The organism is Demequina rhizosphaerae, from assembly GCF_000971255.1.
Classification (GTDB): Bacteria; Actinomycetota; Actinomycetes; order Actinomycetales; family Demequinaceae; genus Demequina; species Demequina rhizosphaerae.
This window is the reverse complement of sequence record NZ_BBMC01000011.1, coordinates 43,088-67,116: the sequence shown is the minus strand read 5'-3', so window position 1 is coordinate 67,116 and position 24,029 is coordinate 43,088. Positions and strand designations below refer to the sequence as shown.

Genomic DNA, 24,029 nt, shown 5'->3' with positions numbered 1-24,029 from the left:
TCCGGCTGGCCGCCCATGAGCGCTGCGCCGCATGAGGACGGTACAAGCGGTCGGTGCTGCGGTTGTCGATCTCGCGTTTGATGGTCGACGCCGGCCGACCCAGCTCCCGCCCGATCGCCCGCAGCGACCAGCCCTGGCGCTTCAGGTCCGCGATCGTCTCCCGGTCGACGATGGTCAGGAACCGAGGATCCAGCACCGCCTCAACAGCAGCCACGGACAGCTGGGGCGTAGCGGACGTGTAGGTCGTCATACCCGTCTTGTAGTCGATGAAGCGGCCATCGGGATAAAGGCGCGTGCCATTGGACTTCACGACGCCTCGGTCCCACTCCTCGGCGGTGCGCTCATGCGCGCCAACCCGGGCGGCAGCGACGCTGCGCCGCACCCCGGCAGCACGCAGCCGCTCATACTCGGCCCGTCCCGGATGGGGGCCCGTGCCCGGCGTTCCACGACCGCGCACACCTGCCTTCCGTGCCCATCCATACGCCGTGTTCCGGCTCACGCCAACAGCACGAGCAGCCGCCGTGATATTGCCCTCGTGCAATTCCAGCACGTCAAAGAACTGGACTCTCAACTCCTCAAACGACACGATCCCCGCAACTCCCTGAAGTCAGGGTGTTGCGGGGATCGTTAGAACCGACCGTGATCCCCGCCCGGCCCTCGCCGTCTCCGGTCATCAGCCCTCGGCCACCGGGATGAACACCCGCATCTCGGACGGGGCCCGCTCGCCCCAGCGGTGGTACGGCACCAGCGCGACGTCGAACGACGACGCGCCCTCCGCCTCGACCGATCGCCGCGCGGCGTAGGGCACGCCCCCCGCGGCGGCGGGCAGCTCGTGCCGGCCGCGGACGCTCACGCGCGCGCCGTCGCCCTCGGCGCGCGGCACGCTGCCGTCATCGAGGCGCACGTCCTCGAGGCGCACACCCTCCGGCAGGTCCGTCGACTCGAGGCACAGCACCAACGGTCCGCGCTCGACGGCGACGGTGCCGCGCACCGCGTCGATGCGCGGGTCCGGCCACACCAGCCGCGGCTCGTTCCCCAGCGCGAGGACGATGCGGTCGCCCTCGTTCAGCACCCGGGTGTCGTCCCACCACCCGGGCGCGGCCGGGACGACGGCGCCGTCCGGCGTCTCCACGGTGCAGGCCTCCGCCCAGCCGGGAATCCGGAGCCGCAGCGTGACCTCGTCCGCGGGCGCCGCCTCGACCGTCAGCGCCACGACCCCGTCGTCGGGGTAGCCGGTCTCGACGCGCAGGCGCAGCCGGTCCTCCCCCACCGCCACGTCGATCGTTCCGGCGGCGTACAGCAGCAGCGAGACCGCGCGGTCCTCGACCGCGACCGCGTAGGTGTGCAGCGAGGCGAGCGTGCGCGCGACGTTCGTCGGGCAGCAGGACACGTCGAACCACGGGGCGCGCACGCCCCCCTCGGCCCTCATGTTCACGCCCTCGCCGGCGTACTCCGCGCCCGCGACCCTCTCGTGCAGCGGGTTGGCGTAGAAGAAGGCCGTGCCGCTCGCGTCCGGCGCGGTGGCGACGACGTTGTGGAGCGTGCGCTCGATGAGCTCGACGTAGCGGACCTCCCCGGTCGCGAGGTAGAGCCGCCACGAGAACATCACCGAGGCGACGCCGGCGCAGGTCTCGCAGTAGGCGCGGTCCGGCGGCAGCTCCCAGTCCTCCCCGAAGCCCTCGTCCTGGTGCCGCGACCCCATGCCTCCGGTGATGTACGTGCGGCGCTCCACGGTGCGGGCCCACTGCCGCTCGAGCGCGGCGAGCAGCGCGGTGTCGCCGGTCTCGACGGCGACGTCGACCGCGCCGGCCGAGAGGTACAGCGCGCGCACGGCGTGTCCGCGCAGCGCCTCGGCCTCGCGGATCGGGGTGTCGTCCTGGAAGTACTCGGCCGACAGCAGCGGACGCACCGGCAGCGTGCCGTGGCCGCGGCGCTCGAGGAACACGCGCGCCTGCTCGATGTAGCGCGGCTCCCCCGTCGCGCGGCCCAGCTCCGCCAGCGCCACCTCGACCTCGGGATGCCCGCACAGACCCTCGCGGGCGCCGACGCCGAACTCCCGGCAGACGTGGTCCGCGGCGCGGCGGGCCATGGCGACCAGCGGGTCCTCGCCTGCGGTGCGCAGGCGCGCGACGCTCGCCTGCATGAGGTGGCCCATGTTGTAGAGCTCGTGGCCCGTCGACAGGTCCGAGTACCGCGGCGGCAGACCCGCGTGCCCGAACGCCGTGCTGATGTACCCGTCGTCGTCCTGCGCGGGCACGATGCGCGCCACCAGGGCGTCGTAGACCGCGGCGAGGGCCGCATCGTCCCGGCGGCCGAGCTCCCACGCGAGACCCTCGAGCAGCTTGTAGACCTCGGAGTCCGCGAACTCCCAACCGGCGCGCTCGATGGTCGTCTCGCCCCGGCCGACCCGGTCGAAGTTCTCGAGCCAGCCCAGCCGCTCCATCCACGCGACGCAGTGGGCGAAGGTCTGTGCGGCGTTCGTCTGCTGACGCCCGCCCCAGAAGCCCTCGGGGTCCCACCGGACCTCGGAGAGGCCGGCCCCTCGGCGCGCGGCGGCGGTGGGTCGTACGGGGGCGGCTGCGCCGCCCACGGTCGTCATCGTCACGTCTCAGTCCTTCACCGCGCCGGCGGTGACTCCCGCGGCGACGTATCTCTGGGCGAACACGAGCAGCACCGCCGCGGGGATCGAGGCGACCACGGCGGTCGCCATGATCGCGTTCCACTGCGTGGTGTTGTTGCCGATGTAGGCGTAGATGCTCAGCGTGATGGGCACGAAGTCGGCGTTGCGCGCCAGGGTCGACGCGAACACGAAGTCCGACCACGCCCATAGGAACGCGAACAGCGACACGGTGAGCACGGAGTTGCGGCTGATCGGCATCACCACGGACACGAAGGTGCGCCAGGCGCTCGCCCCGTCCATGCGGGCCGCCTGCAGCAGCTCGCGCGGGATCCCGCTCATGAAGGCCGTGAACAGCAGGACGCCGAACGGCACGGCGATCGTCGAGTCCGCGAGGATGAGGCCGGGGATCGAGTTGAGGAGCCCGAGCCGCACGTAGATCGCGTAGAAGCCCATCGCCATGACGACGGCGGGGATCATCTGCGCGACCAGCAGGATGAAGTTCAGGGTGCGGCCGCCGCGCAGGCGCAGCAGCGCGATCGCGTAGCCGGCGGGCGCCGCGAGCGCCACGGTCAGCACCACGCAGCCGAAGCCGATGAGCAGGCTGATTCCCAGCGCGGGCAGCTGCTGGTCGAAGACCGCCTGGTAGCCCTCGAACGTGGGATCGAGCGGCAGGATGTTGGGCGGGTCGTTCCGCAGGTCGCTGCGCTGCGTCAGCGAGACATTGACCATCCAGTAGACGGGGAAGAGCATCAGCAGGGTGAAGAAGATCCCGAGCGCGGTCTTCCACCACGTCCGTCGGGGCCGTCCGTGAGCGTTGAGCGCCATGTCAGTGCTCCTCTCGGCGCTGGAGGCGGACGTAGAAGAGGCCGAACACCAGCGCGATGACGATGAGCAGGTTGCCGATCGCGGAGGCCGGCGAGAACGCGGGCTGGCCGGTGCCGAAGGCCTCGCGGTACGACCACACGGCGAGGGTGAGCGAGCTGTTGGCCGGTCCACCCTTCGTCATGATCCAGACGATGTCGACGACCTTGAGGGTGTAGACGAGCCCCAGCAGGATCGTGATCGCCGAGACGGGGCGCAGCAGCGGGAACGTGATCCGCCAGAAGATCTTCCACGCGCCGGCACCGTCGAGCGACGCCGCCTCGTAGACCTCTCCGGGGATGTTCTGGAGGCCCGAGTAGAGGATCACCAGGTTGAACGGGATGCCGAGCCAGATGTTCGCGATGATGACCGCGAGCAGCGCCGTGTCGGGCGACGTGATCCAGTTGATCGGCTCCATGCCGAAGGCCCCGAGGAACGAGTTGATGATGCCGGAGTCGGAGTTCATCATCCACGCCCACGTCGAGGCCGAGACGATGAGCGGCAGCAGCCACGGCACGAGGAAGAGCGCGCGCAGGAAGCCGGACAGCCGGAAGCTGTTGCGGAAGAAGACCGCGAGCGCGAGTCCGATGGCGTACTGGAAGAGGATCGAGACGCCGACGAAGAGGAACGTGTTCCACAGCGCGGTCGGGAAGAGGTCCGACTGGATGACGTCGACGTAGTTCTCGAGGCCGACGAACTCCGCGTTGCCCTGGACGAACGCGCGGATGTTGTAGTCGTGGACCGAGAGGTCGACGCTCCGGATCAGCGGGTAGGCGTAGAAGGCGATCAGGTAGATCACCAGCGGGGCGGCGAAGCCGACGGCGATCCACGGCGAGCCGTGGATCCGGCGGGCGTGAGCGCCCTTGCGGTCGCCGCTCGCCGTGGGCGAGCCGCTTCCGGTGGCGCGACGGCCGATGGTGGTGGTCATGCGGGTCCTCGGGGGGTCGGGGCGTGGGGCGGACGGATGCCCGCCCCACGCCCGTGAACGGGTGCTGCTACTCGCCGGTCGCGGCCGCCGCGGCGTCCTGCGCGGCGTCCATGGCGTCCTGCGCGCTCGAGGCGCCGGACATCGCGGCCTGGACCGCGGTCCAGAGCTGCTCCGAGATCAGCGGGTAGTCGGTGCCCAGGTTGTCGCTCGTACGACCCTTGGCCGCCTTGACGGCGTCGACCCACACGGACAGGTCCGGGTGCTCCTCGAGGAACGCGGCCTGACCGTCGGCGGTCGGCGGGATGTAGTACGCGAACGTGTCGGCGGTCTCGACGAAGCCCTCGGGCGTCGTCATGCACTCGACGATCTTCGTGGTGACCTCGTAGCGCGCGGAGTCGCTCTGCGCGGGCGCCATGACGAACTCGCCGCCGGTCGGGGCCGGGGCGGCGCCGCCGTCCTTGGCCGGGATGGTGATGTAGCCGGTCTCGAAGCCCGCGTCCGCGGCCGAGTTGACCTGCCAGGTGCCGTTCTCGACGAAGCCGGTCTTGCCGTCGAGGAACTCCTCCCACGCGGTGTTCTGCGAGTTCTGGATCGCCGACTGCGGCGCCCAGCCCTTGTCGAGCCAGTCCACCCAGAGCTGGACGGCCTCGACACCCGCGGCCGAGTTGAGCTCGGTCAGGTCCGCACCGGCGCCCCAGAACCAGGGCAGGAACTGGAACGAGCCCTCCTCGGTGCCGATGCCGGCGAACGTGATGGCGCGGCTGCCCGCGCCGTCGATCGCCTCGAGGGCCGCGTTGAGCGAGTCCCAGTCGGTGATCGATGCCGGGTCGACGCCGGCCGCGTCGAGGATCTCCTGGTTGTAGTAGAGCGCGAGGGTGTTGGCGCCGATCGGGATGCCGTACGCGACCCCGTCGACGACGCCCGCGGCGAGCAGGTTCTCGTCGATGTCGCTCGTGTCGAAGCCGAGCTCGTCCATCGTGATGATGGCGCCCGTGTCCGCGAGCGTCGAGACCGCGGGGTTGTCGAGCAGGACGACGTCCGGGGCGGTGCCCTCCTGCGCCGACAGCAGCAGCTGGTTGGTGAGCGCGGTCGTGTCGTAGGCGGTGCGCTCGATCGTCACGCCGGCCTCGTCGCCGCAGGCCTGGACGCGGTTGGCCCAGTCCGAGCCGTCCTCGTGCTGGGGGTACGGGTCCCACCACGTGTACGTGCCGCCGGCCTCCGCGCCGCCGCTGGCCGACGAGCCGTCGCTGCTGGCATCGGACGAGCAGCCGGCGAGCGTGCCCGCTGCGAGCGCCGCGGTCGCGAACGCGACGGCGGCCTTGGTGCTGGTGTTCCTCATGCGTTCCTCCTTGAACGGTGACCCCCGGGGAAGGGTCGGATGATTCAGCCCCGAAGGGATGGTGGTGCGGCGATGGATCCGCGGTCGTTGACGATGGGCGGGATCAGGTCGACAAGGTGAGGCGCGGTCCCGTCGGGGCCGGCCTCGATTCGAGCGACGAGCTGCTGCACAGCGCGTCGCCCCAGCTCGTCCGCGGCGCTGTCGATCGCCGTGAACGGAAGCGAGAAGGTGCGGGCGAAGTCGTCCGAGTAGCGGCCGATGACGGAGATGTCGTCGGGCGCCGCGAGCCCGCGCGCGGCCAGCACCGACGGCAGCGCCGCCGCCGCGGCCTCGTTGTTGAGCAGCAGCCCGGTCGCGTCGGGGTGGCGGTCGAGGACCTCGTTGAGGTCCTTGCCGATCCCCGGCTGGCTCGAGTCGCCGTGGTGGTGGTGCAGGGTCATCCCGAGCTCCGCCGCCCGCTCCCGGGCGCCGTCGGCGAGGCGCCACACGTAGGCGCCGCCGCGCTCGACGACGTGGACCGGCTGCGACACGAGGATGAGCTCGCGATGACCCGCGTCGTGCATCGTCTGGACCATGAGCCGGCCGCTCTCGATGAAGTCGAGGTCGAACACGTCGACGCCGTCGCACTCGGCGGGCAGACCCACCGTGGCGCCGGGCTGCATCGCCTTGCGGAGGACCTCGAGGCGGCTGTCGCGCTCGGCGACGTTAAGGAGGACGAAGCCGTCGACCATGCGCGACGACGAGAGGCGCTGGAGCGCGTGCACGCCGTCCTCCTCGGATACGAGCAGCGTGTCGTAGCCGAGCTCGCGCGCCCGGTTGGTGACGCCGAGGATGTACTGCAGCATCGCGGGGGCGAACTCGTCGTCGAGGAAGCGTCCGAGGAGACCGATCACCTTGGTGTGCGACGTGGCGAGCGCGCGGGCCCCCGCGTTGGGGATGTAGCCGAGCTCGTCGACCGCGTCGAGCACCCGCTGGACCACCGCGGGCGAGATGGTCCGCTTGCCGCTGAGCGCGTACGAGGCGGTGCTGCGGGACACTCCCGCGGCCTTCGCGACATCGCCGATGGTCACCATCGAGGCTGTGCTCCTTCTCCGTCGAACGAGACTGTCGAACCGGTTCGATTCAACGCGAACGAAACTACAGCGAACCGGTTCGACAGTGCAAGCCCGAATTTCCCCCGTGACCGAATCGTGACTTCGCGCCCCGCCGATCCCCCGGCCCTCGCGGGTGCGGAACGGGGCCCCCGCGCCCGTAGGCTGGTCGGCGTGACGGACCCCGCCCCCGCCTCGTCCCGCCGCGCGATCTTCCTCGACGTCGACGGCACCTACGCCCACCACGGCCGCGTCCCCGACGCGCACGCCGACGCGGTCCGCGCGGCCCGGGAGGCGGGCCACCTCGTGCTGCTGTGCACCGGCCGACCGGTGTCGCTGCTGCCCGACCACATCACGGCAGCGGGCTTCGACGGCTTCGTCGCGGGAGCGGGCGCGTACGCGGTCCTCGGCGACGAGGTGCTGCTCGACACGCGCTTCCCCGCCGCCCTCGCGGCGCGCGCGATCGAGGTGCTCGACGCGCACGGCGCGATGTACTTCCTCGAGGCCCCCGACGCGACACACGCGCGCCCGGCGACCATCGAGGCGATGACCGCCTACCTGCCCCGCCGCAGCGTCCACTCGCAGGCGGAGGAGCGCGGCCGGCGCGACGTGACGTCGGCCCTGCACCCGACCGAGGACCTCTCCGGCGTGGCCTTCGGCAAGATCACGAGCTTCCACGCGGAGTCGCCGCTGCCGGAGATCGCCGCGCTCGTGGGCCCCGAGGTGGCCGTGATCCCCAGCTCGATCCCCGACCTCGGCCCCGGCGCGGGCGAGATGTTCCTCGCGGACGTGCACAAGGCGGTGGGCATCGCCGCGGTCGTCGACCGGCTCGGGCTCGCGCGCGAGCAGGTGGTCGCGTTCGGCGACGGGCCGAACGACCTCGAGATGCTCGAGTACGCGGGAGTGAGCGTCGCGATCGAGGGCTCGGCGCCCGAGCTGCTCGACCTGGCCGACCACGTCGCGGCGTCGCCCGACCGCGACGGCCTCGCGGAGGCGTTCGCCGCGCTCGGCCTGCTCGACGCCTGACCCCCGCCGCCGGGACGCTCAGTACTCCCTCAGGCGCCGGGGCCGTCCTGCGGGACGCTCAGGACTCCTCGGCCGCGGCCCTCACGAGCGCGGCGACGGCCTCGACGCCCACCCCCAGCTCGCGGGCGCGCGCGGCCAGGGCCAGCGCATCGTCCCGCAGCGCGGCGAGCGCCGCGGCATGCGCGGAGACGACGGCGCCGCGCCCGCGCCGCATCTCGACGAGGCCCTCGTCGCGCAGCAGCTGGTACGCCTTGAGGACGGTGTGGAGGTTGACGTCGAGCGCCTCGGCGACCTCGCGCGCGGGCGGCAGCCGGTCGCCCGCGCGGAGCGTGCCGGCGGACGCCTGCCGGCGCACGTCGTCCGCGATCTGGTCGTAGAGCGGCTGGCTCGAGGCGGGGTCAATCCTGAGCAGCATGGGCGGCCTCCCCCGCGGCGGCGAGCAGCGACGCGGCGGTCGGCGCATCGTCCACGGTGACCACGAACCTCCGCCCGGACCGGCGCGCGACCTCGATGGCCGGGCCCGGGCGCAGGACCACGGCGGTCGCGCCGGGGATCTGACGGATCCCGTAGCCGCCGTACTGCGCAAGGCCGTGGACGTCGATCGCGGCCACGGAGGCCACGTCCTCGGCGGGCACCCGCAGGCGCACCAGCCGCACCCCGGTGGTGACGGTGAGCCCCGAGGCGTCGATGCGCACGTGGGCGACGGTGAACGTGGCCGCGAGCGCCGTGAGCAGCACGGCGACGCCCGTGATGATGGCGGACGCGACCGTGTCGCCGGCGAGCCACATGAGGGCCGCGCCGGTCCACGCGGCGAGCGTGGCGAGGACGATGAAGGCCAGCGCCCACGGCGTCATCTCGGCGCGGCCGAGCCACACGGCGCGCTCTCCCGGCTGCAGCGCGAGGGGCGACGCCGGCGAGGGCGCCGCGACGGATGCGGTCTCGCGGGGCTGCGCGAGCCACGCCAGGACGCCGACCACCGCGCCTGCGGGCAGCGCGACGAGCATGATCGAGCCCACGCCGGGCGCGTCCTGGGCCGTCTCGAGGCCGCGCTGGATGACGAGCGTCCCCGCGAGCAGCGCGCCGAGGTACACCGACAGCCCCGCGGCGACCGCGGGCAGCAGGCGGAGCGTGAAGCCGCGCTCGCCGCGCCGGAGGGCGAGCAGCGCCGACGTGCCGAGGATGAGCGGCAGCATGCCCGCGGTGAGCGCGGTCATGAGCGGCACCGTCCATGCGGCCGAGAACCCGTCGGGACCGCCTGTCCCCCAGTGGGTCGCGACCGGGTCGGGCAGGTCGCCCATCACCGCGAGCTCGACCGCGACCGCGGCAGCCGTCGCCACGACCGGCGTCACGACGCCCGCGCCGAGCGCCCTCGAGATGGCCTTGTCCACGTCACCCACTCCTCGTCAGTTGTTATAGATGAACTATAACACTTCACGCGGCGGCGTCGAAGGCAGCGCCCGCGACGGCGCGCACGGACCTCGCCGCGACACGCCGCGGCAGGGGGGACGATGCGGCGGCCGAGGGGACGATGCGGCGGTCGGGAGGACGATGCGGCGGCCGGGCCCGGCGGCACGTCGGACCGGCGCCCCGCGCGCTCAGCGCGAGGCGCCCTCGCGGCCCCGGAAGCCCTCCATCGCGCGGTTGATCCCGAAGAGGTCCACGACCGCGTCGAAGCCGCGCGCGGGAAGCGCACGCACCACCGGCACGACCCGCACCAGCGGCGGCATGACGATCTGCTCGCGGCCGCGCTCGATCCCGTCGATCACCCGCCGCGCCACGTCCTCGGGCCGCAGGATCGGCAGCAGCCGCGGGAAGCGCGAGCGGACCCCCGCGAACATGCCGGTGTCGATGTAGTACGGGCACGCCACGAGCGTCCGCACCGACGACCCGGCGATCCTCAGCTCCGCGCGGAGCGACTCGGCGAAGCCGACCGCGGCCCACTTCGAGGCCGCGTAGTCGGTCTGGCGCGCGACGCCGACGAGGCCCGCGGCCGACGCGATCGTCACCACCGCTCCCCTGTCGCGCGCCAGCATCCCGGGCAGGAACGCGCGCGTCACCCAGTACAGCGCGAGCGTGTTGACCTGGAACGTGTGCTCGATCGCCTCGTCGGAGGCCTCGAGCAGCGGCGCGCCGGAGACGACGCCGGCGTTGTTCACGACGATGTCGACGGCGCCCGCGGCGGCGGCCGCGGCGTCGACGGCGGCACGGTCGGTCACGTCGACCCGGGCCGAGATCGCGTCCGCGCCGAGCGCGTGGAGCTCGCCGACCACCTCCGACGCCGCGGCGGCGTCGCGGTCCCAGATCACGACCGTCGCCCCGCGGCGCGCGGCCTCGAGCGCCATGAGCCGGCCGATTCCCGAGCCGCCGCCCGTGACGAGCATCCGCGCACCGTGCAGGTCCGTCCCTCGTGTCATCGTGCCCCCCTAAGGCCGGATCCGGCCGAGCAGCCGCACCGCCGCGGTCATCGCCCGCGCGTACGCGTCGTTCGCCATGCCGTCGAACGGCGCGATCACGGGCCCGCGGTGGTCGGCGATGGTCTGCGCCTGCGTGTACTTGAGGATGCCGGCGGTGCCGTGGCGGCGGCCCAGCCCGGAGTCCTTCCAGCCGCCCATGGGCGCGCCGAGCGACCCCCACGCGGCCGAGTAGCCCTCGTTCACGTTGACCGTGCCGGCCTCGATCCGCGCCGCGACCGCGGTGCCGCGCCGCCGGGACCACACCGCGGCGTTGAGCCCGTACACGGTGTCGTTGGCGCGCGCGACCGCCTCGTCGTCCGAGGCGACGCGATGCACCGCCACCACCGGCCCGAAGGTCTCCTCGCGCGCGCAGCGCATGTCGTCCGTCACGCCCGCGAGGATCGTCGGCTCGTACACGGTCGGGCCCAGGTCGGGCCGTGCGCGGCCGCCGGCGAGGACCGTCGCGCCCTTCGCCACCGCATCGTCCACGTGCGCCCGCACGGTCGCGAGGTGCGCCTCGGACGCGAGCGACGCCATGTCGATCTCCCAGCCCGTCCCGACGCCCAGGCTCATCGCGCGGGTGCGCCGCACGAACGCGTCGACGAAAGCGTCGTGGACCTCGTCCGCGACGTAGATCCGCTCGACGGACACGCACAGCTGGCCCGAGTTGGAGAAGCACGCGGGGATGGCGCCGGCCGCAGCCCGCTCGGGGTCCGCGTCGGACAGCACGAGCATGGGGTTCTTGCCGCCGAGCTCCATCGAGCACCCGATCAGACGCTCGCCGCAGCGCGCGGCGACCTTCCTCCCGGTCGCGGTCGAGCCGGTGAACATCACGAAGTCGACCGCGTCGACGAGGGCCCCGCCCACGGTCGGCCCGTCGCCGACGACCACCTGCATGACGCCGGCGGGCAGGCCCGCGTCGCGCAGCAGCTCGAGGCCCGCGAGCGCGGACAGGGGCGTCTGGGAGTCGGGCTTGAGCACCACCGCGTTGCCCGCGATCAGCGCGGGCATCGCGTCCGAGACCGCGAGCGTGAGCGGGTAGTTCCACGGCGCGATGATGCCGACGACTCCGCAGGGCCGGTGGTGCTCGGTGGTCCGCGTGACGACGGGCAGCGCGCCGGGGCGGCGCCGGTCGCGCAGCAGGCGCGCGCCGTGCCGCGCGTAGTGGGCGGCGTTGAGCGCGACGTCCGCGACCTCCTCGAAGGCGCTGACGCGGCTCTTGCCGGACTCGAGCTGGACGATGTCGAGGAGGTCGTCCGCGCGCCCCCACACCAGGCTCGCGACGCGGCGCATGACGGCCGCCCGCTCGCGGATGGGCGTGGCGGCCCAGGCGCGCTGGGCGACCCGCGCCTCGTCCACCGCTAGGGCGACGTCGGCCGGTCGCGACGTGGGCACCTCGGCGAGCACCGAGCCGTCCCAGGGGCACCTCGCCTCGAGCGGCTCCCCACCGCCGCGCGCGAGCGCTACGAGGGACGATGCGCGGGCCGGGTCCATGCGGTCGGCGTGCGGTGGTGCGGTGGTCGTCATCGAGGCCTCCTGTGCGTTGAGGCTACATCGCGCCGGCCCCGGCGCCGCACGTCACGACAGCACGACCGCCTCGCGCGCCATCTCGGCGACCACGTCGAGGTCCACATCCTCGAGGCGTCTGAAGTTGACGGCCGCCGCCCCGACCTTCACCCGGCCCAGGCGGTCGGCGTACCGGTGCGCGAGATACGCCCCGTCCGCGACGGCGTTGACGTAGAGGCTCACGTGGTTCTTCTGCTCCGCGAGCCCGATGAGGAACCACTCCACCGGCTCGCCGCGCGGCCGCGGCTGCGCGATGTCGCCGTAGCCGACGATCGCCTGCTCCGTGCCGCCCCAGAACACGCCGCGCCAGAGGGTCCGGGACACGCCGGGCATGCCGGCGCGCAGCGCCGCGTCGACCGCCAGCAGGAGCTCGGCACGCGGGCCCGCGGCGAGGAACGCGTCGACGTCGTCGTCGGTCCGCCGCATCGATTCGGGCCCGGCCATGGAGCACCTCCTGTACCGCCGCATCGTCCCATGCGACGGCGCGAGGCGCCCGGGAAACACGAAAGGCCGCTCCGAGGAGCGGCCTTCCGTCAAGTGCTGTCTCAACACTTCGTGGAGCTGAGGGGACTCGAACCCCTGACCCCCTGCATGCCATGCAGGTGCGCTACCAGCTGCGCCACAGCCCCGTCATCCTTGCGGATTCCGTGCTCCTGAGAGCGAGATAGATACTAGCCCAGATTCTTAGCGAAGTGTTAATCGGCGTCGGCCGACTCGTCTACCAGCGACGACGCGATCGACAATCCGTAGCGCGCGACGGACCAGCGGTCGCCGGTCGACTCCAGGACGTTCCAGTGGGCGTGCGGGAGCTTGCCGAGGACGGTCGAGTGGACGTCGAGGCCGAGCAGCGCGAGCGAGCCGAGCATGATCGCGGAGCCGTGGCTCACGGCCACCACGAGACGCGCTCCCTCGCACGCCTCGGCGAGGCCCTCGGCGACCCGGGCGGAGACGTCGACGGCCTTGCCCCAGCCCTGGATGCGCGGGTCGAGGCCCTGGTGGCGGCGGTCGTACTCGCGGGGCCAGCGCTCGCGCACCTCGTCGAGCGTGAGCCCCTCCCACTCGCCGTACGAACGCTGCGTGAGGCGCGGATCCGGGCGGGCGGGCACGCCGGTGACGGCGGACAGCTCGGCCGCGGTGTCGGCGGCGCGCAGGAGCGGCGAGCAGACGATGCGGTCGGGCGTGCCGTACGCGGCGTGGATCACCGCCGCGGCGTCGCGCGCCTGCAGGCGCCCCTCCTCCCCCAGCGGCACGTCGAGCGAGCCCTGCAGGCGGCCCTCGGCGTTGTAGCCCGTGCGCCCGTGGCGCATGAGGACGAGGACGGTCACGGCGCCACCTCCACGGGCGGCGCGCCCACGTTGTGGCTCTCGAGCGACCAGCCGCCGGCGGACGACGGCACGAGGCGCGACCAGGCGGCGTTGTGAAGGCTGCCGAGGGTGCGTCCCTCCAGCGGGAGCCCGAGCAGCGCGAGCAGCATCATGCGGCCCGACGAGCCGTGCGCGACGAGCACGAGGTCGCCCGGCACCCTCGCGACCCACTCGTCGACCGCGGCCGTGGTGCGCGCGGCGACCTCGGCATGGGTCTCGTAGCCGTCGAAGTCGGGCTCGTAGCCGGCCTTCCACGCGGCGTGGTCGTCGGGGAAGCGCGTCGCCCGCTCGTGGGCGTCCAGGCCCTCCCAGGGGCCGTAGCGGCGCTCGCCCAGGCGCGCGTCCTGGTGGATCGACGCGGGTCGGTCCCCCACGAGGATGCGTGCCGTCTCCACGGCACGCCCGAGGGCCGAGGACACCACGACGGGCTCGCCCTCGAGGGCCGGCCAGAGGGACGATGCGGCGGCACGGGCCTGCGCGCGCCCCGTCGCGTTGAGCGGGATGTCGGTCGACCCCTGGAGCCGCCCCTCGCGGTTCCAGTCCGTCTGTCCGTGGCGGACGAGGAAGACGCGGGTCACTCGCCGAGCTGCAGCTCGATGACCGGGCAGTCCTTCCACAGACGCTCGAGCTCGTAGTAGCCGCGCTCCTCGTCGTGCATGACATGGACGATCACGTCGTTGAAGTCGAGCAGCGCCCAGCGCCCCTCGCGCACGCCCTCGCGGCGGATCGCCTTGGCACCGTGGCGGTGCAGCTCCTCCTCGACGGCCTCGGCGATCGCGGCCACCTGACGCTCGTTGGAGGCGGAGGCGATGACGAACGCGTCGGACAGCGGCAGGTGCGCGGACACGTCGAGGGCGAGGATGTCCTCCGCCTTCCTCGCGTCCGCGGCGGCGGCTGCGGCCTGGACCAGCTCGAGGGCCCTCGCGGTGGCGGCCATCAGGCGTTCCCCGTGAGGTGCCAGACGAGCACGCCGAGCAGGAAGGCGACCGCGCCGATGACGGCGAGGTGCGCCCACGCGAAGTGATGCGCGCCCTCGTCCGGGGCGTCGGGCTGCGGGCGGCGCGGGTACTCGTCGCCGGGCATGCCGGGCAGGTCCGTGCCGGAGGGCTCGTCGCCGACCTCGCCCGCGGGTGCCGTGCCCGCCGACGACGACGTCGACGCGTAGCCGTGCATGATCTTGGTGAAGTCCGGGATCGGGATGTCCTCGGACGGGGCGTAGTCGGCCACCTCGCGCGGCTGGGCCTGCGCGAGCGGGTGCGACTCCCAGCGCGTGGGCGCGGACGCGCTCGCCTGGGACACGTGGCGCATGCCCGCGGGCACGATCGCCGACCCGCCCGAGGGCGTCGCCGCCGTGGCGGTCTCCGTCTCGGCGGGCGCGGGCGCCTCCGTCACCGCGGTGCCGCGCTGCGGCAGGCTCGCGCCTGCGAGCTCGGCGGCGAGGGCCGGCGCGTAGGCGGTCTCCTCGGCGTCCTCCTCGAGGTCCGTCTCGCCGTCCGGGGCGCTGGCGGACTCCGCCTGCGCGTAGACGTCGGCGGGGTCGAGGATCTCGGTCTCGACGTCCTCCTCGAGGACGCCGGGCTCCGGAGCGTCGGGCTGCGGCTCGGGCTCGGCAGCGACGTCCTCGGCGACGGGCTCGTCTGCGGCGGTGTCCTCGGCGGGCGCCTCCGGGGTCTCCTCCGGAGGCTCGAGGGCCTCCGGCGCGGGCGCGCGGCGCGCCTGCTGGGCGCGGGTGATGCCGGCCATGGCCTCGGCCGTGAGGCGGCGGATCTCGGCGGCCGGGTCGTCGCCGGCATCCTGCACCGCGGGGGTCTCGGGCGTGCCGGTGGGAGGCGTGGCGGTCTCACCGCGCGCGGCGCGCTCCTCGAGGCGGCGCGCCTGGAGCGAGCCCGGCGGGAAGAGGTGGCGGTACTCCTCGGGGATCGTGTCGATCGCGCCCGTGGGCGTGGGCTCCTCGGTGGGAAGCTCGGGCTCCGGCTCGGCCTCGGCCTCAGGCTGGGTCTCAGGCTCCGGCTCGGCAGTGGCGATCGGCTCGGCGATCGGCTCCGCCATGGGCTGCGTCTCCGCCTGCGCGATGACCTCGGGCTCCCAGACGGGGGCCGCGGGCTCGGGCTCCGGCTCGGGCTCCACGTCGGCGACAGGCTCAGGCTCAGGCTCCGCAACGGGCTCCGGCTCCGGCTGGGCCTCCATGACCGGCTCCGGCTCGACGGGGGCCTCAGCCTCGGGCTCCGCCTGGGTCTCCGCGACCGTCTCCGCCTCGACTGCGGACTCGGGCGCGGACTCGGGCTCCGCGACGGGCTCCTCCGCCACGGGCGCGGCGGCGCGCTCCGCACGACGGCGCGCGATCATCTCCTGCGCCTCGAGGAGGTCGGGCGTCATCGCGGGCAGCTGGCCCGTCGCGATGAGCTCCTCCTCCTGGGTCCACGTCTCGACGCCGTGCTCGCCGCGCTCGAGCGCGCGGCGCTCCTTGCGGGTGAGCGGAGTTCCGTCGGGGTGGGTCGGGGGCCCGGCCACCGTCGACGGGATGGGGGTCGTGGGCTGATCCGGGGCGGCCTTCCTGACCTCGGCCTCTCGACGCTCTCGGCGCGACAAAGGCCTTCCCTGGTCAGTCATCAAGTCCTCCGTAGTAGAGCCCGTTCATGGCGATGTAGTCGGCCACGGATCGGGGTACAAGGTAGCGGATCGGCAACCCGGCCCTCACCCGGCGACGCACATCGGTCGACGATATCGCCAGTGAAGGGGTCTCCACCAGGATATGTGGCCATTCCGACTCGTCCAACGAATGACCGGGCCGTGTCACTCCCACGAAGGTCGCGAGACCGGGCAGCCGCTCGGCGTCCTTCCACTCGTCGAGCCGTGCCAGCGCATCGGCCCCGGTGATGAAGAACAGCTCCGCGTCGGGCCGCTGCTCGCGCAGGTCCGCGAGCGTGTCGACCGTGTAGGTGACGCCTCCGCGCTCGATGTCGACTGGCGACACGGCGAACCGCTCGTCCTCCGCCGCGGCCAGCTCGCACATCGCGAGCCGGTGCGCGGGCGACGCGGTGTCGATCCCCTGCTTGAACGGCTGCGAGTACGCCGGCGTCAGCAGGATCTGATCGAGCCCCAGGCGCGCGCAGACCTCCGAGGCCGCGGCGAGGTGGCCGTGATGGATCGGATCGAACGTGCCGCCGAGCACGCCCACTCGTGCGAGGGGCGCCTCCACGTCAGTGGCGCGTGCCGACGCTCCGGAACGCGTACGTCACGAACAGCAGCGCCATCAGGCCCGTGAAGGCCAGCAGCCCGATCGCGGGCGCGGGGATGGGGAGCTCGTTGACGACGTGCGACGTGGTCTCGACGGCCTCGGTGATCATGGGGGGACTCCTCCTGTTGTCTCCCGCGATTATGGCACCGCTGGGGACGATGCGGGGACGGCCCGGCCGCGTCAGGGGCGGACGTGCCCCTCGCCGTAGGCCACCCACGTCGTCGTGGTGAGCTCGCCGAGCCCCATCGGTCCGCGCGCGTGCAGCTTCTGCGTGGAGATGCCGATCTCCGCGCCGAGGCCGAACTCGCCGCCGTCCGTGAACCGTGTCGACGCGTTCACCATGACCGCGGCGGAGTCGATGTGCGCGACGAAGTGCTGGGCCGCGTCGATGTCGTTCGTGACGATCGCCTCGGTGTGGCCGGTCGAGTAGCGGGCGATGTGCGCGATCGCCTCGTCCATCGAGTCGACGACCTTCACGGCGAGGTCCAGCGACAGGTACTCGGTGGCCCAGTCCTCCTCCGTCGCGGCCACGGTCGGCACGTTCGCCGGCGCGAGGTCCGCGGCGGCGTCGTCGGCGTGGATGGTCACGCCGGCCTCGTGCAGCTGCTCGAGGATCATCGGCAGGTTGTCGGCGGCGTCCTTGTGGACGAGGAGGGTCTCCGCGGCGTTGCACACGCCCACGCGGTGCGTCTTGGAGTTGAGCACGATCGCCGCCGCGCGCTCGAGCGGCGCCGACGCGTCGAGGTAGACGTGGCAGTTGCCCTCGCCCGTCTCGATCGCGGGCACGGTCGACTCGCGCACCACCGTCTGGATGAGATCGCGGCCGCCGCGCGGCACGAGGACGTCGACGAGGCCGCGCGCGTTCATGAGCACGCGGGCGCCCTCACGGCCGTAGGCGTCGATCGACTGCACCGCGTCGCGGGGCAGGCCGACGGTCTCGAGCGCGTCCTGCAGCACCTCGACGATCACCTCGTTCGAGCTCGCCGCGGCCGAGCCGCCGCGCAGCACCGCGGCGTTGCCGGACTTGAGCGACAGGCCCGCGGCGTCGACCGTGACGTTGGGTCGTGCCTCGTAGATCATGCCGACCACACCCATCGGCACGGCCTTCTGGATGAGGCGGATGCCGTTGGGCAGCGTCGAGCCGCGCTTGATCTCCCCCACCGGGTCGGGCAGCGTCGCGACGTAGCGCAGCGCCTCGGCGATCTTCGCGATGCGGCCCTCGTCGAGCGCGAGCCGGTCGAGCAGGCCCGGGGACATGTCGTTCGCGCGACCCCGCTCGAGGTCTTTCGCGTTGGCCTCGACGATGCGCGCCGCCTGGGCGACGAGCGCATCGGCCATCGCATGGAGCGCGTCGTTCTTCACGGTCGTCGTGGCGGTCGCGAGCGCGCGGGAGGCGAGCTTGGCGCGGCGGCAGGCCTCGAGGACGGCGGACTCGACATCGGTGGGGATCGCGGTCTCGGTCATGGCACTCGAGTCTAGGAGCCTCGACGGTGCCTGCCCAGGGGTGGCTGGCACCATCTCCCCCGGTCAGCGGCCCCGCGCGGGAGCCACGGCCTCCGCGACGGTGGGCGCGACCTTCTCCTGCCGGCGCCGGCGGAACGCCTTGTCGACCTCGACCACCACCATCACCGCGAGCGTGAGCCCGATGCAGGCGAGCCACTCCCAGCCGGTGAGCGACGACGTGTACAGCCAGTCGTGCATGAAGTCGAGCTCGGTGGCGAGGACGATGAACGCGAGCGGCCACAGCAGCATGCGCGTCCCGCGCCCCCAGGGCGCCGTGAGGCCCGTCTCGGGGTCGCGGCGCAGCTGCAGGCCCGTGGTGAGCGTGCCGAGCGCGACGATGACGAAGGCCATCGTCATCGGCTGCGAGGCCTCGTCGGGCGACAGCTCGTCCTGGCCGGCCAGCAGCGGCACGAGCGCCGCGACGAACAGCGCGCCGCCGTAGATGAGCCACCGCACCACGTTGCGCGGCGACGCGATCCCCGCCGACGGGTCGCGCGGCGGCCGCTGCATCAGCCCCGGCGGCTCGGGCTCGAACAGGATGACGAGCACCGCGAAGATCGAGACCGCGAAGTTGAGCACCAGCACCATGACGGGCGTGAGCGCGACGCCGTCGTTGAGGTCGATGAGGCTCGCGACGACGAAGAGCATCAGCAGCGCGATGAGCTGCGACAGCTGGAACGTGAGGTACGACGTGATCTTCGCGTAGACGACCCGGCCGAGCTTGACCGCACCGACGAGCGTCGCGAAGTTGTCGTCGGTGAGCACGAGCTTCGCGGCCTGCTTGGTGACCTCGGAGCCCGACCCCATGGCCACCCCGACGTCGGCCTGCTTGATCGCCGCCGCATCGTTCACCGCGTCGCCGGTCATGGCGACGACCTCGCCGCGCGCCTGGAGCCGCTGCACCAACCGGAGCTTGTCCTGCGGGGTGACGCGCCCGAAGACGGACAGCTCGTCGAGCCGCGCGTCGACCTCGTCGTCGCTCAGGGCCGCGAACTCGGCGCCCGACAGCCCCTCCCCCGGCAGGTCGAGCTCGCGCCCGATCGCGGCGGCCGTGACGACGTGGTCGCCGGTGATCATCCGCACGTCGATGCCGGCGGCGTGCGCCTCGTCGACCGCGACCTTCGCCTCGGGCCGCAGCGGGTCGACGATGCCGACGACCGCGACGAACCCGAGCTCGCTCACCGCCGCCATCGGGTCGGCGAGCACGGCGGCCTCCTCCGCCTCCTCGTACACGCGCAGCGCGAGCGCAAGCGTGCGCAGGCCCTGCGACGAGCGGAACTCGATCTCCTCAGTCACGGCATCCGCGAGCTCGGCGACCGGCACGGTGTCCCGCGTCGGTAGGTACGCGCGCGACGAGCGCGCCAGCAGCACGTCCGGGGCGCCCTTGACGACGCCCACCAGCCGCCGCTCCCCCTGCCACTCGACGTGGTGGAACGTCGCCATGAACTTGTAGTCCGAGTCGAACGGCACCTCGGCCTCGCGCGGGAAGCGGCGCTGCGCCTCCGGCACGTCGACGCCGAGCTTCTGGGCGAGGACCACGAAGGCCGCCTCGGTCGGGTCGCCCACGACCACGCCGTCGGCGCTCACGGTCGCGTCGTTGGGCAGCGCGAGCGCGTACGCGATGGGGGCGCCGAGCGGGATCTCGTCGCCCTGCGTGCGGCGCACCCGGCCCTCGAACGAGTACCCGGAGCCGTCGACGGTGAACGTCTCGCCGCCCACCCACACGCTGCGCGCCATCATCTGGTTCATCGTGAGCGTGCCGGTCTTGTCCGAGCAGATCGCGCTCGTCGCGCCGAGCGTCTCGACGTCGTTGAGCGAGGCCACGACCGCCTTCGCCTCGGCGAGCCGGGAGGCGCCCCACGACAGCATGCCCTGGACGAACGTCGGCAGACCGGTGGGGATCGCGGAGATCGCGACCGCGGTGCCGAGGAACATCAGCTCGCTGAACGACTGGCCGCGCGTGATGCCGAGGCCGACGATGAGCACGACCGCGCCCCACGCCACCGCGCCGATGATGCGGGTGAGCGCGGAGAGCTCGCGCTGGAGCGGCGACTGGACGCGCTCGACGGTCGACAGCATCGTCGCGATCGCGCCCATCTCCGTCGCCATGCCGGTGGCGACCACGAGCGCCGTCGCGGTGCCGCGCGTCACGGACGTGTTCTGGAACAGCATCGAGGTGCGGTCGCCGAGCGCGGTCGCGGGATCCGGCAGCGCGGCCGCGCCCTTCTCGATCGGCGCGCTCTCGCCGGTGAGCGCCGACTCCTGCGTCTCCAGCGTGGTCGCGCGGACGATGCGCGCGTCGGCGGGCACGATGTCGCCCGCCTCGAGCTCGATGATGTCCCCGGGCACGAGCTCGGGTGCCGGGATCGCGACGACACCGCCGTCGCGGCGGACGCGGACCTGCGGCACCTGCATCGTCGCGAGCGCGTCCACGCTCGCCTGGGCCTTGCGCTCCTGGCTCGCGCCGGACCACACGTTGAAGACGACGAGCAGGCCCACCATGATCGCCGTCGACACCTCGCCGATCGCGGCGGAGATCGCGGTGACCGCGATGAGCATGAGGTTCATGGGGTCCGCGAGCTGGCGCAGCGCGAGCTGCCACAGCGTCGCGGCCTGCGCGGCGGTCAGCTCGTTGGGCCCGTAGCGCGAGTAGCGCTCGCTCGCCTCGACCGCGGTGAGGCCGTCGAGCCCCACCCCCAGCTCCGCGGCGGCGTCCGCCGGCTCCTTGGACCACCACGCGGTCGCCGCCCGCTCTGCCGATTCCGTGCTCATACCAGGCCCCCTGCCTCAACGTCTCGAGTCTAGGGACATGAGGGGGGACGGCGCGCGAGGAGTCCCGCCATTGCCGACAGCGCGCACGGAATCGATCGCGACACACCGGCGACGGAGGGACGATGCGGTGCTCAGGTCGGCGTGTCGTCGCGCGATCCGTGCCGGCTGTCGGAAATCGGCCGCAGGCGGTGCGCTCTAGAGGACGACCAGGTGGTCGATGTGGATGAGCTCGCGCGCGAAGGCCTCGCCCAGCACCTCGCCGAGTGCCTCGGTCGACAGGCCCTTCATGCGGTCGGCCTCCTCGGAGGAGAAGCCGGCGAAGCCGCGCGCGACGAGTGAGCCGTCGCGCGCGAGGAGGTCGACGGGCTCCCCCGCCTCGAAGTCTCCGCGGATCTCCACCACGCCGGCCGCGAGCAGCGACGCCTGGCGGCCGCGCAGCGCGCGCACCGCGCCGTCGTCGAGCACGATGCCGCCGCGGGTCTTGGCCGCGTCGGCGAGCCACTGCAGGCGCGTGGTCTCGGGCTTGCCCGTGGGCCGGAATAGCGTGCCCACGTCCTCGCCCGCGACGGCCCGCGCCGCATCGTCCGCGCACGCGAGGACCACGTGGACGCCGGAGTTGGTGGCGAGGGACGCGGCCTCGATCTTGGTGATCATGCCGCCGGTGCCCACGGCCGAGCCGCGGCGAGAGATGTCGATGCCGTGGAGGTCGTCGGGTCCGTGCACGTCGGCGATGCGGCGCGCTCCCGGCGTGTCCGGGGCGGCCGTGTAGAGCGCGTCGACGTCCGTGAGCAGCACGAGCGCGTCCGCGCGGACCGCGGTCGCGACGAGCGCCGCGAGGCGATCGTTGTCGCCGAAGCGGATCTCGTCGGTGGCGACCGTGTCGTTCTCGTTGATGATCGGCACCACGCCGAGCGCGAGCAGCGACTCGAGCGCGCGGCGCGCGTTGCCGTAGTGGGCGCGGCGGACCATGTCGTCCGCGGTGAGCAGCACCTGGCCCACCGTGAGGCCGTACCGCGCGAAAGCGACGGTGTAGGCGTGCACCAGCTTGCCCTGGCCCACCGACGCGGCGGCCTGCTGCAGCTCGAGGTTGGTGGGGCGGGCCACCAGCCCGAGCGGGCCGATGCCCGCCGCGATCGAGCCGGACGTCACCAGCAGGACCTCGCGGCCCGAGGTCCGGGCCTCGCCGAGCACGTCGACGAGCGCGCCGAGGCGCGCCTCGTCGAGCTGGCCATCGGCACCGGTGAGCGACGACGACCCGACCTTGACGACGATGCGCCGTGCCTGGGCGACGATCGCGCGCGCCTCGCTCACATGACCTCCCGGGGGACGGATACCTGGGAGAAGGCTACTCGTCGTCCTGGGACGGGTCGGTCCAGTGGCCCGCGTCGCGCTCGGTCCACAGCTCCTCGCGGGCCGCGCTGCGCGCGTCCATCTTCTCCTTGAACTCCTGGCGCTTCTCGGCACGCGTGGCGCGGTGGTGGCGCTCGTGCTGCTCGATGCGCAGGTCGGAGCCGCGCTGGCCGAGCAGCTCCGCCCCGGCCATCATGGTCGGCTCCCAGTCGAAGATGATGCCGCCCTGGCGCGGGCCGATGACGACCTCGCAGCCCGGGGTGGCGCCGGCCTTGAACAGCGCGTCCTCGACGCCGGCCTTGGCCAGGCGGTCGGCGAGGTAGCCGACCGCCTCGTCGTTGGCAAAGTTGGTCTGCTTGACCCAGCGCTCGACCTTGGTGCCGCGCACCTGGTAGTAGTCCTCGGCGCCGTCGCGCACGTGCTTGACGGTGAAGCCGGACTCGTCCACGGCCTTGGGGCGGATGACGATGGGCGCCTTCTCGAGCACCGGGACCTTGGCGCGCTCCTCGTCGACCATCTTCGCGAGCGCGAAGCCGAGCTCGCGCAGGCCCTCGTGGCTCACGGCGCTGACCTCGAAGATCGGCATGCCGCGCTCCTCGAGGTCGGGGCGCACGATCTCCGCGAGGTCGCGGCCGTCCGGCACGTCGATCTTGTTGAGGATGACGATCTGGGGGCGCTCGGCGAGCGGGACGCCGCTGATGGCCTCGTCGCCCGAGTACGCGCGCAGCTCCTTCGAGATGATGTCGAGGTCGCGCAGCGGGTCGCGGTCGGACTCCAGGGTCGCGGTGTCGAGCACGTGCGCGATGACCGAGCAGCGCTCGATGTGGCGCAGGAAGTCGTGGCCCAGCCCCTTGCCCTCGGAGGCGCCCTCGATGAGGCCCGGCACGTCCGCGATGGTGAACTTGGTGCCGCCGGCCTCGACGACGCCGAGGTTGGGCACGAGCGTGGTGAAGGGGTAGTCCGCGATCTTGGGACGCACGCGGCTCATCGCGGCGATGATCGAGGACTTGCCGGCGCTGGGGAAGCCCACGAGCGCGACGTCCGCGATGGACTTGAGCTCGAGGATGACCGAGGCCTCGTCGCCGGGCTCGCCCAGCAGCGCGAAGCCGGGGGCCTTGCGCTTCTGCGTGGCGAGCGCGGCGTTGCCGAGGCCGCCGCGGCCGCCCTGCGCGATCACGAACTCCGCGCCGTCGCCGACGAGGTCGGCGAGGACCTCGCCGTCCTTCGTCTTGACGATCGTGCCGCTGGGGACGCCGAGGCGCAGGTCCGGCGCGTTGGCGCCGTGGCGCATGTCGCCGGCGCCCTGCTTGCCGTTCTCCGCGGTGCGGTGCGGCGCGTGGTGGTAGTCGAGCAGTGTGGTGACCTGCGGGTCGACCACGAGCACGACGGAGCCGCCGCGGCCGCCGTTGCCGCCGTCGGGTCCGCCCAGCGGCTTGAACTTCTCGCGGTGGACGGAGGCGACGCCGTGGCCGCCGTTGCCCGCCGTGACGTGGAGCGTCACGCGGTCGACGAACGATGCCATGGGTGCCTCCTGGAGGATGCGGCGGGGCGACGATGCTCGCGGGGGTGAGCCCCGCATCGTCCCCAGCCTAGAAACAAGTCAGGGGCGCTGCCTCGCGGCGCGCCCCTGACCGAAGTGTGGGTGTCGAGTGCTTACGCCTCGACGATGTCGACGACCTTGCGGCCACGACGCTGAGCGAACTGGACCGAACCGGCGGCCAGCGCGAACAGGGTGTCATCCTTGCCGCGACCGACGTTGTTGCCCGGGTGGAAGTGGGTGCCACGCTGGCGAACGATGATCTCGCCCGCGTTGACGACCTCGCCACCGAAGCGCTTCACGCCCAGGTACTGGGCGTTCGAGTCACGACCGTTGCGCGAGGAGCTCGCGCCCTTCTTGTGTGCCATGAGTGTCTCCTCG

General features: G+C 72.9%; 23 protein-coding genes and 1 tRNA gene. 1 reads left to right on the top strand and 23 read right to left on the bottom strand.

Features of this window, described 5'->3' with window-relative positions; all coding sequences use genetic code 11:
• From AOM07_RS13600 to AOM07_RS13575, 6 genes are all read right to left on the bottom strand, one after another.
• Window positions 1-397, bottom strand: a 397-nt coding sequence (locus tag AOM07_RS13600; protein WP_369401231.1) for a helix-turn-helix domain-containing protein, incomplete at its 3' end; no start/stop codon positions are given.
• A 276-nt stretch (window positions 398-673) separates the two neighbouring features.
• Window positions 674-2,599 (bottom strand): glycoside hydrolase family 127 protein, encoded by a 1,926-nt coding sequence (locus tag AOM07_RS13595; protein ID WP_062314730.1) that lies wholly within the window; start codon window positions 2,597-2,599, stop codon window positions 674-676.
• 9 nt (window positions 2,600-2,608) lie between these two features.
• On the bottom strand, window positions 2,609-3,445 hold the full coding sequence (locus AOM07_RS13590; RefSeq protein WP_062314721.1) for a carbohydrate ABC transporter permease: 837 nt from the start codon (window positions 3,443-3,445) through the stop codon (window positions 2,609-2,611).
• Window position 3,446: 1 nt separating this feature from the next.
• Window positions 3,447-4,409 carry a carbohydrate ABC transporter permease gene (locus tag AOM07_RS13585; protein WP_062314719.1) on the bottom strand — a complete coding sequence of 321 codons (963 nt, stop codon included), beginning with the start codon at window positions 4,407-4,409 and terminating at the stop codon, window positions 3,447-3,449.
• Between the two features lie 67 nt (window positions 4,410-4,476).
• On the bottom strand, window positions 4,477-5,748 hold the full coding sequence (locus AOM07_RS13580; protein WP_062314717.1) for a sugar ABC transporter substrate-binding protein: 1,272 nt from the start codon (window positions 5,746-5,748) through the stop codon (window positions 4,477-4,479).
• A gap of 44 nt (window positions 5,749-5,792) precedes the next feature.
• Window positions 5,793-6,821 (bottom strand): LacI family DNA-binding transcriptional regulator, encoded by a 1,029-nt coding sequence (locus tag AOM07_RS13575; protein ID WP_062314716.1) that lies wholly within the window; start codon window positions 6,819-6,821, stop codon window positions 5,793-5,795.
• A 192-nt stretch (window positions 6,822-7,013) separates the two neighbouring features.
• Between AOM07_RS13575 and AOM07_RS13570 the strand changes: the two genes are divergently transcribed.
• The gene (locus AOM07_RS13570; protein ID WP_062314715.1) at window positions 7,014-7,865 is read left to right on the top strand and encodes an HAD hydrolase family protein; all 852 of its coding nucleotides are present in this window, start codon (window positions 7,014-7,016) and stop codon (window positions 7,863-7,865) included.
• 58 nt (window positions 7,866-7,923) lie between these two features.
• Here the strand turns inward: AOM07_RS13570 and AOM07_RS13565 are convergent, their stop codons facing one another.
• From AOM07_RS13565 to rpmA, 17 genes are all read right to left on the bottom strand, one after another.
• Window positions 7,924-8,280 (bottom strand): GntR family transcriptional regulator, encoded by a 357-nt coding sequence (locus tag AOM07_RS13565; protein WP_062314714.1) that lies wholly within the window; start codon window positions 8,278-8,280, stop codon window positions 7,924-7,926.
• Window positions 8,264-9,253: a DUF1648 domain-containing protein gene (locus AOM07_RS13560; protein ID WP_062314713.1), complete on the bottom strand. Its 990-nt coding sequence runs from the start codon at window positions 9,251-9,253 to the stop codon at window positions 8,264-8,266. Before AOM07_RS13560 ends, AOM07_RS13565 begins: the two co-directional genes overlap by 17 nt.
• A gap of 207 nt (window positions 9,254-9,460) precedes the next feature.
• Entirely contained in the window at window positions 9,461-10,279 is an 819-nt protein-coding gene (locus tag AOM07_RS13555; RefSeq protein WP_062314712.1) for an SDR family oxidoreductase, read from the bottom strand.
• Between the two features lie 9 nt (window positions 10,280-10,288).
• Window positions 10,289-11,845 carry a succinic semialdehyde dehydrogenase gene (locus tag AOM07_RS13550; RefSeq protein ID WP_062314711.1) on the bottom strand — a complete coding sequence of 519 codons (1,557 nt, stop codon included), beginning with the start codon at window positions 11,843-11,845 and terminating at the stop codon, window positions 10,289-10,291.
• Between the two features lie 51 nt (window positions 11,846-11,896).
• Window positions 11,897-12,328, bottom strand: coding sequence for a DUF1801 domain-containing protein (locus AOM07_RS13545; protein WP_062314710.1), 432 nt, complete (start codon window positions 12,326-12,328; stop codon window positions 11,897-11,899).
• A gap of 112 nt (window positions 12,329-12,440) precedes the next feature.
• A tRNA-Ala gene (locus tag AOM07_RS13540) sits at window positions 12,441-12,513 on the bottom strand.
• A gap of 66 nt (window positions 12,514-12,579) precedes the next feature.
• On the bottom strand, window positions 12,580-13,209 hold the full coding sequence (locus AOM07_RS13535; RefSeq protein ID WP_062314708.1) for a histidine phosphatase family protein: 630 nt from the start codon (window positions 13,207-13,209) through the stop codon (window positions 12,580-12,582).
• The gene (locus tag AOM07_RS13530) at window positions 13,206-13,826 is read right to left on the bottom strand and encodes a histidine phosphatase family protein (RefSeq protein ID WP_062314706.1); all 621 of its coding nucleotides are present in this window, start codon (window positions 13,824-13,826) and stop codon (window positions 13,206-13,208) included. The genes AOM07_RS13535 and AOM07_RS13530 overlap by 4 nt, the downstream gene beginning before the upstream one ends.
• A complete protein-coding gene (gene rsfS, locus AOM07_RS13525) occupies window positions 13,823-14,185 on the bottom strand; it encodes a ribosome silencing factor (RefSeq protein ID WP_062314704.1) in 363 nt (120 codons plus the stop codon). Before rsfS ends, AOM07_RS13530 begins: the two co-directional genes overlap by 4 nt.
• A complete protein-coding gene (locus AOM07_RS13520) occupies window positions 14,185-15,858 on the bottom strand; it encodes a hypothetical protein (protein WP_156171945.1) in 1,674 nt (557 codons plus the stop codon). Before AOM07_RS13520 ends, rsfS begins: the two co-directional genes overlap by 1 nt.
• A complete protein-coding gene (nadD, locus tag AOM07_RS13515) occupies window positions 15,851-16,420 on the bottom strand; it encodes a nicotinate-nucleotide adenylyltransferase (protein ID WP_267127670.1) in 570 nt (189 codons plus the stop codon). The genes AOM07_RS13520 and nadD overlap by 8 nt, the downstream gene beginning before the upstream one ends.
• A 28-nt stretch (window positions 16,421-16,448) precedes the next feature.
• Window positions 16,449-16,595, bottom strand: coding sequence for a hypothetical protein (locus AOM07_RS15000; RefSeq protein WP_169748163.1), 147 nt, complete (start codon window positions 16,593-16,595; stop codon window positions 16,449-16,451).
• A 71-nt stretch (window positions 16,596-16,666) separates the two neighbouring features.
• A complete protein-coding gene (locus AOM07_RS13510; protein ID WP_062314698.1) occupies window positions 16,667-17,950 on the bottom strand; it encodes a glutamate-5-semialdehyde dehydrogenase in 1,284 nt (427 codons plus the stop codon).
• Between the two features lie 63 nt (window positions 17,951-18,013).
• Window positions 18,014-20,761, bottom strand: coding sequence for a cation-translocating P-type ATPase (locus AOM07_RS13505; RefSeq protein ID WP_062314696.1), 2,748 nt, complete (start codon window positions 20,759-20,761; stop codon window positions 18,014-18,016).
• 195 nt (window positions 20,762-20,956) lie between these two features.
• A complete protein-coding gene (proB, locus tag AOM07_RS13500; RefSeq protein WP_062314693.1) occupies window positions 20,957-22,072 on the bottom strand; it encodes a glutamate 5-kinase in 1,116 nt (371 codons plus the stop codon).
• Window positions 22,073-22,106: 34 nt separating this feature from the next.
• Entirely contained in the window at window positions 22,107-23,633 is a 1,527-nt protein-coding gene (gene obgE, locus AOM07_RS13495; RefSeq protein WP_062314691.1) for a GTPase ObgE, read from the bottom strand.
• Window positions 23,634-23,764: 131 nt separating this feature from the next.
• The gene (rpmA, locus tag AOM07_RS13490; protein ID WP_062299800.1) at window positions 23,765-24,016 is read right to left on the bottom strand and encodes a 50S ribosomal protein L27; all 252 of its coding nucleotides are present in this window, start codon (window positions 24,014-24,016) and stop codon (window positions 23,765-23,767) included.
• Window positions 24,017-24,029: the final 13 nt, after the last annotated feature.

Excerpts from the sequence above, each read along its gene's own strand:
- AOM07_RS13565 (WP_062314714.1), bottom strand. The coding sequence starts at position 8,280 with ATGCTGCTCAGGATTGACCCCGCCTCGAGCCAGCCGCTCTACGACCAG.
- rsfS (WP_062314704.1), bottom strand. The coding sequence starts at position 14,185 with ATGGCCGCCACCGCGAGGGCCCTCGAGCTGGTCCAGGCCGCAGCCGCC.
- AOM07_RS15000 (WP_169748163.1), bottom strand. The coding sequence starts at position 16,595 with ATGATCACCGAGGCCGTCGAGACCACGTCGCACGTCGTCAACGAGCTC.
- AOM07_RS13595 (WP_062314730.1), bottom strand. The coding sequence starts at position 2,599 with ATGACGACCGTGGGCGGCGCAGCCGCCCCCGTACGACCCACCGCCGCC.
- AOM07_RS13580 (WP_062314717.1), bottom strand. The coding sequence starts at position 5,748 with ATGAGGAACACCAGCACCAAGGCCGCCGTCGCGTTCGCGACCGCGGCG.
- AOM07_RS13510 (WP_062314698.1), bottom strand. The coding sequence starts at position 17,950 with ATGACCGAGACCGCGATCCCCACCGATGTCGAGTCCGCCGTCCTCGAG.
- AOM07_RS13520 (WP_156171945.1), bottom strand. The coding sequence starts at position 15,858 with ATGACTGACCAGGGAAGGCCTTTGTCGCGCCGAGAGCGTCGAGAGGCC.
- AOM07_RS13575 (WP_062314716.1), bottom strand. The coding sequence starts at position 6,821 with ATGGTGACCATCGGCGATGTCGCGAAGGCCGCGGGAGTGTCCCGCAGC.
- AOM07_RS13545 (WP_062314710.1), bottom strand. The coding sequence starts at position 12,328 with ATGGCCGGGCCCGAATCGATGCGGCGGACCGACGACGACGTCGACGCG.
- obgE (WP_062314691.1), bottom strand. The coding sequence starts at position 23,633 with ATGGCATCGTTCGTCGACCGCGTGACGCTCCACGTCACGGCGGGCAAC.
- AOM07_RS13550 (WP_062314711.1), bottom strand. The coding sequence starts at position 11,845 with ATGACGACCACCGCACCACCGCACGCCGACCGCATGGACCCGGCCCGC.
- AOM07_RS13590 (WP_062314721.1), bottom strand. The coding sequence starts at position 3,445 with ATGGCGCTCAACGCTCACGGACGGCCCCGACGGACGTGGTGGAAGACC.
- AOM07_RS13555 (WP_062314712.1), bottom strand. The coding sequence starts at position 10,279 with ATGACACGAGGGACGGACCTGCACGGTGCGCGGATGCTCGTCACGGGC.
- AOM07_RS13505 (WP_062314696.1), bottom strand. The coding sequence starts at position 20,761 with ATGAGCACGGAATCGGCAGAGCGGGCGGCGACCGCGTGGTGGTCCAAG.
- rpmA (WP_062299800.1), bottom strand. The coding sequence starts at position 24,016 with ATGGCACACAAGAAGGGCGCGAGCTCCTCGCGCAACGGTCGTGACTCG.
- AOM07_RS13585 (WP_062314719.1), bottom strand. The coding sequence starts at position 4,409 with ATGACCACCACCATCGGCCGTCGCGCCACCGGAAGCGGCTCGCCCACG.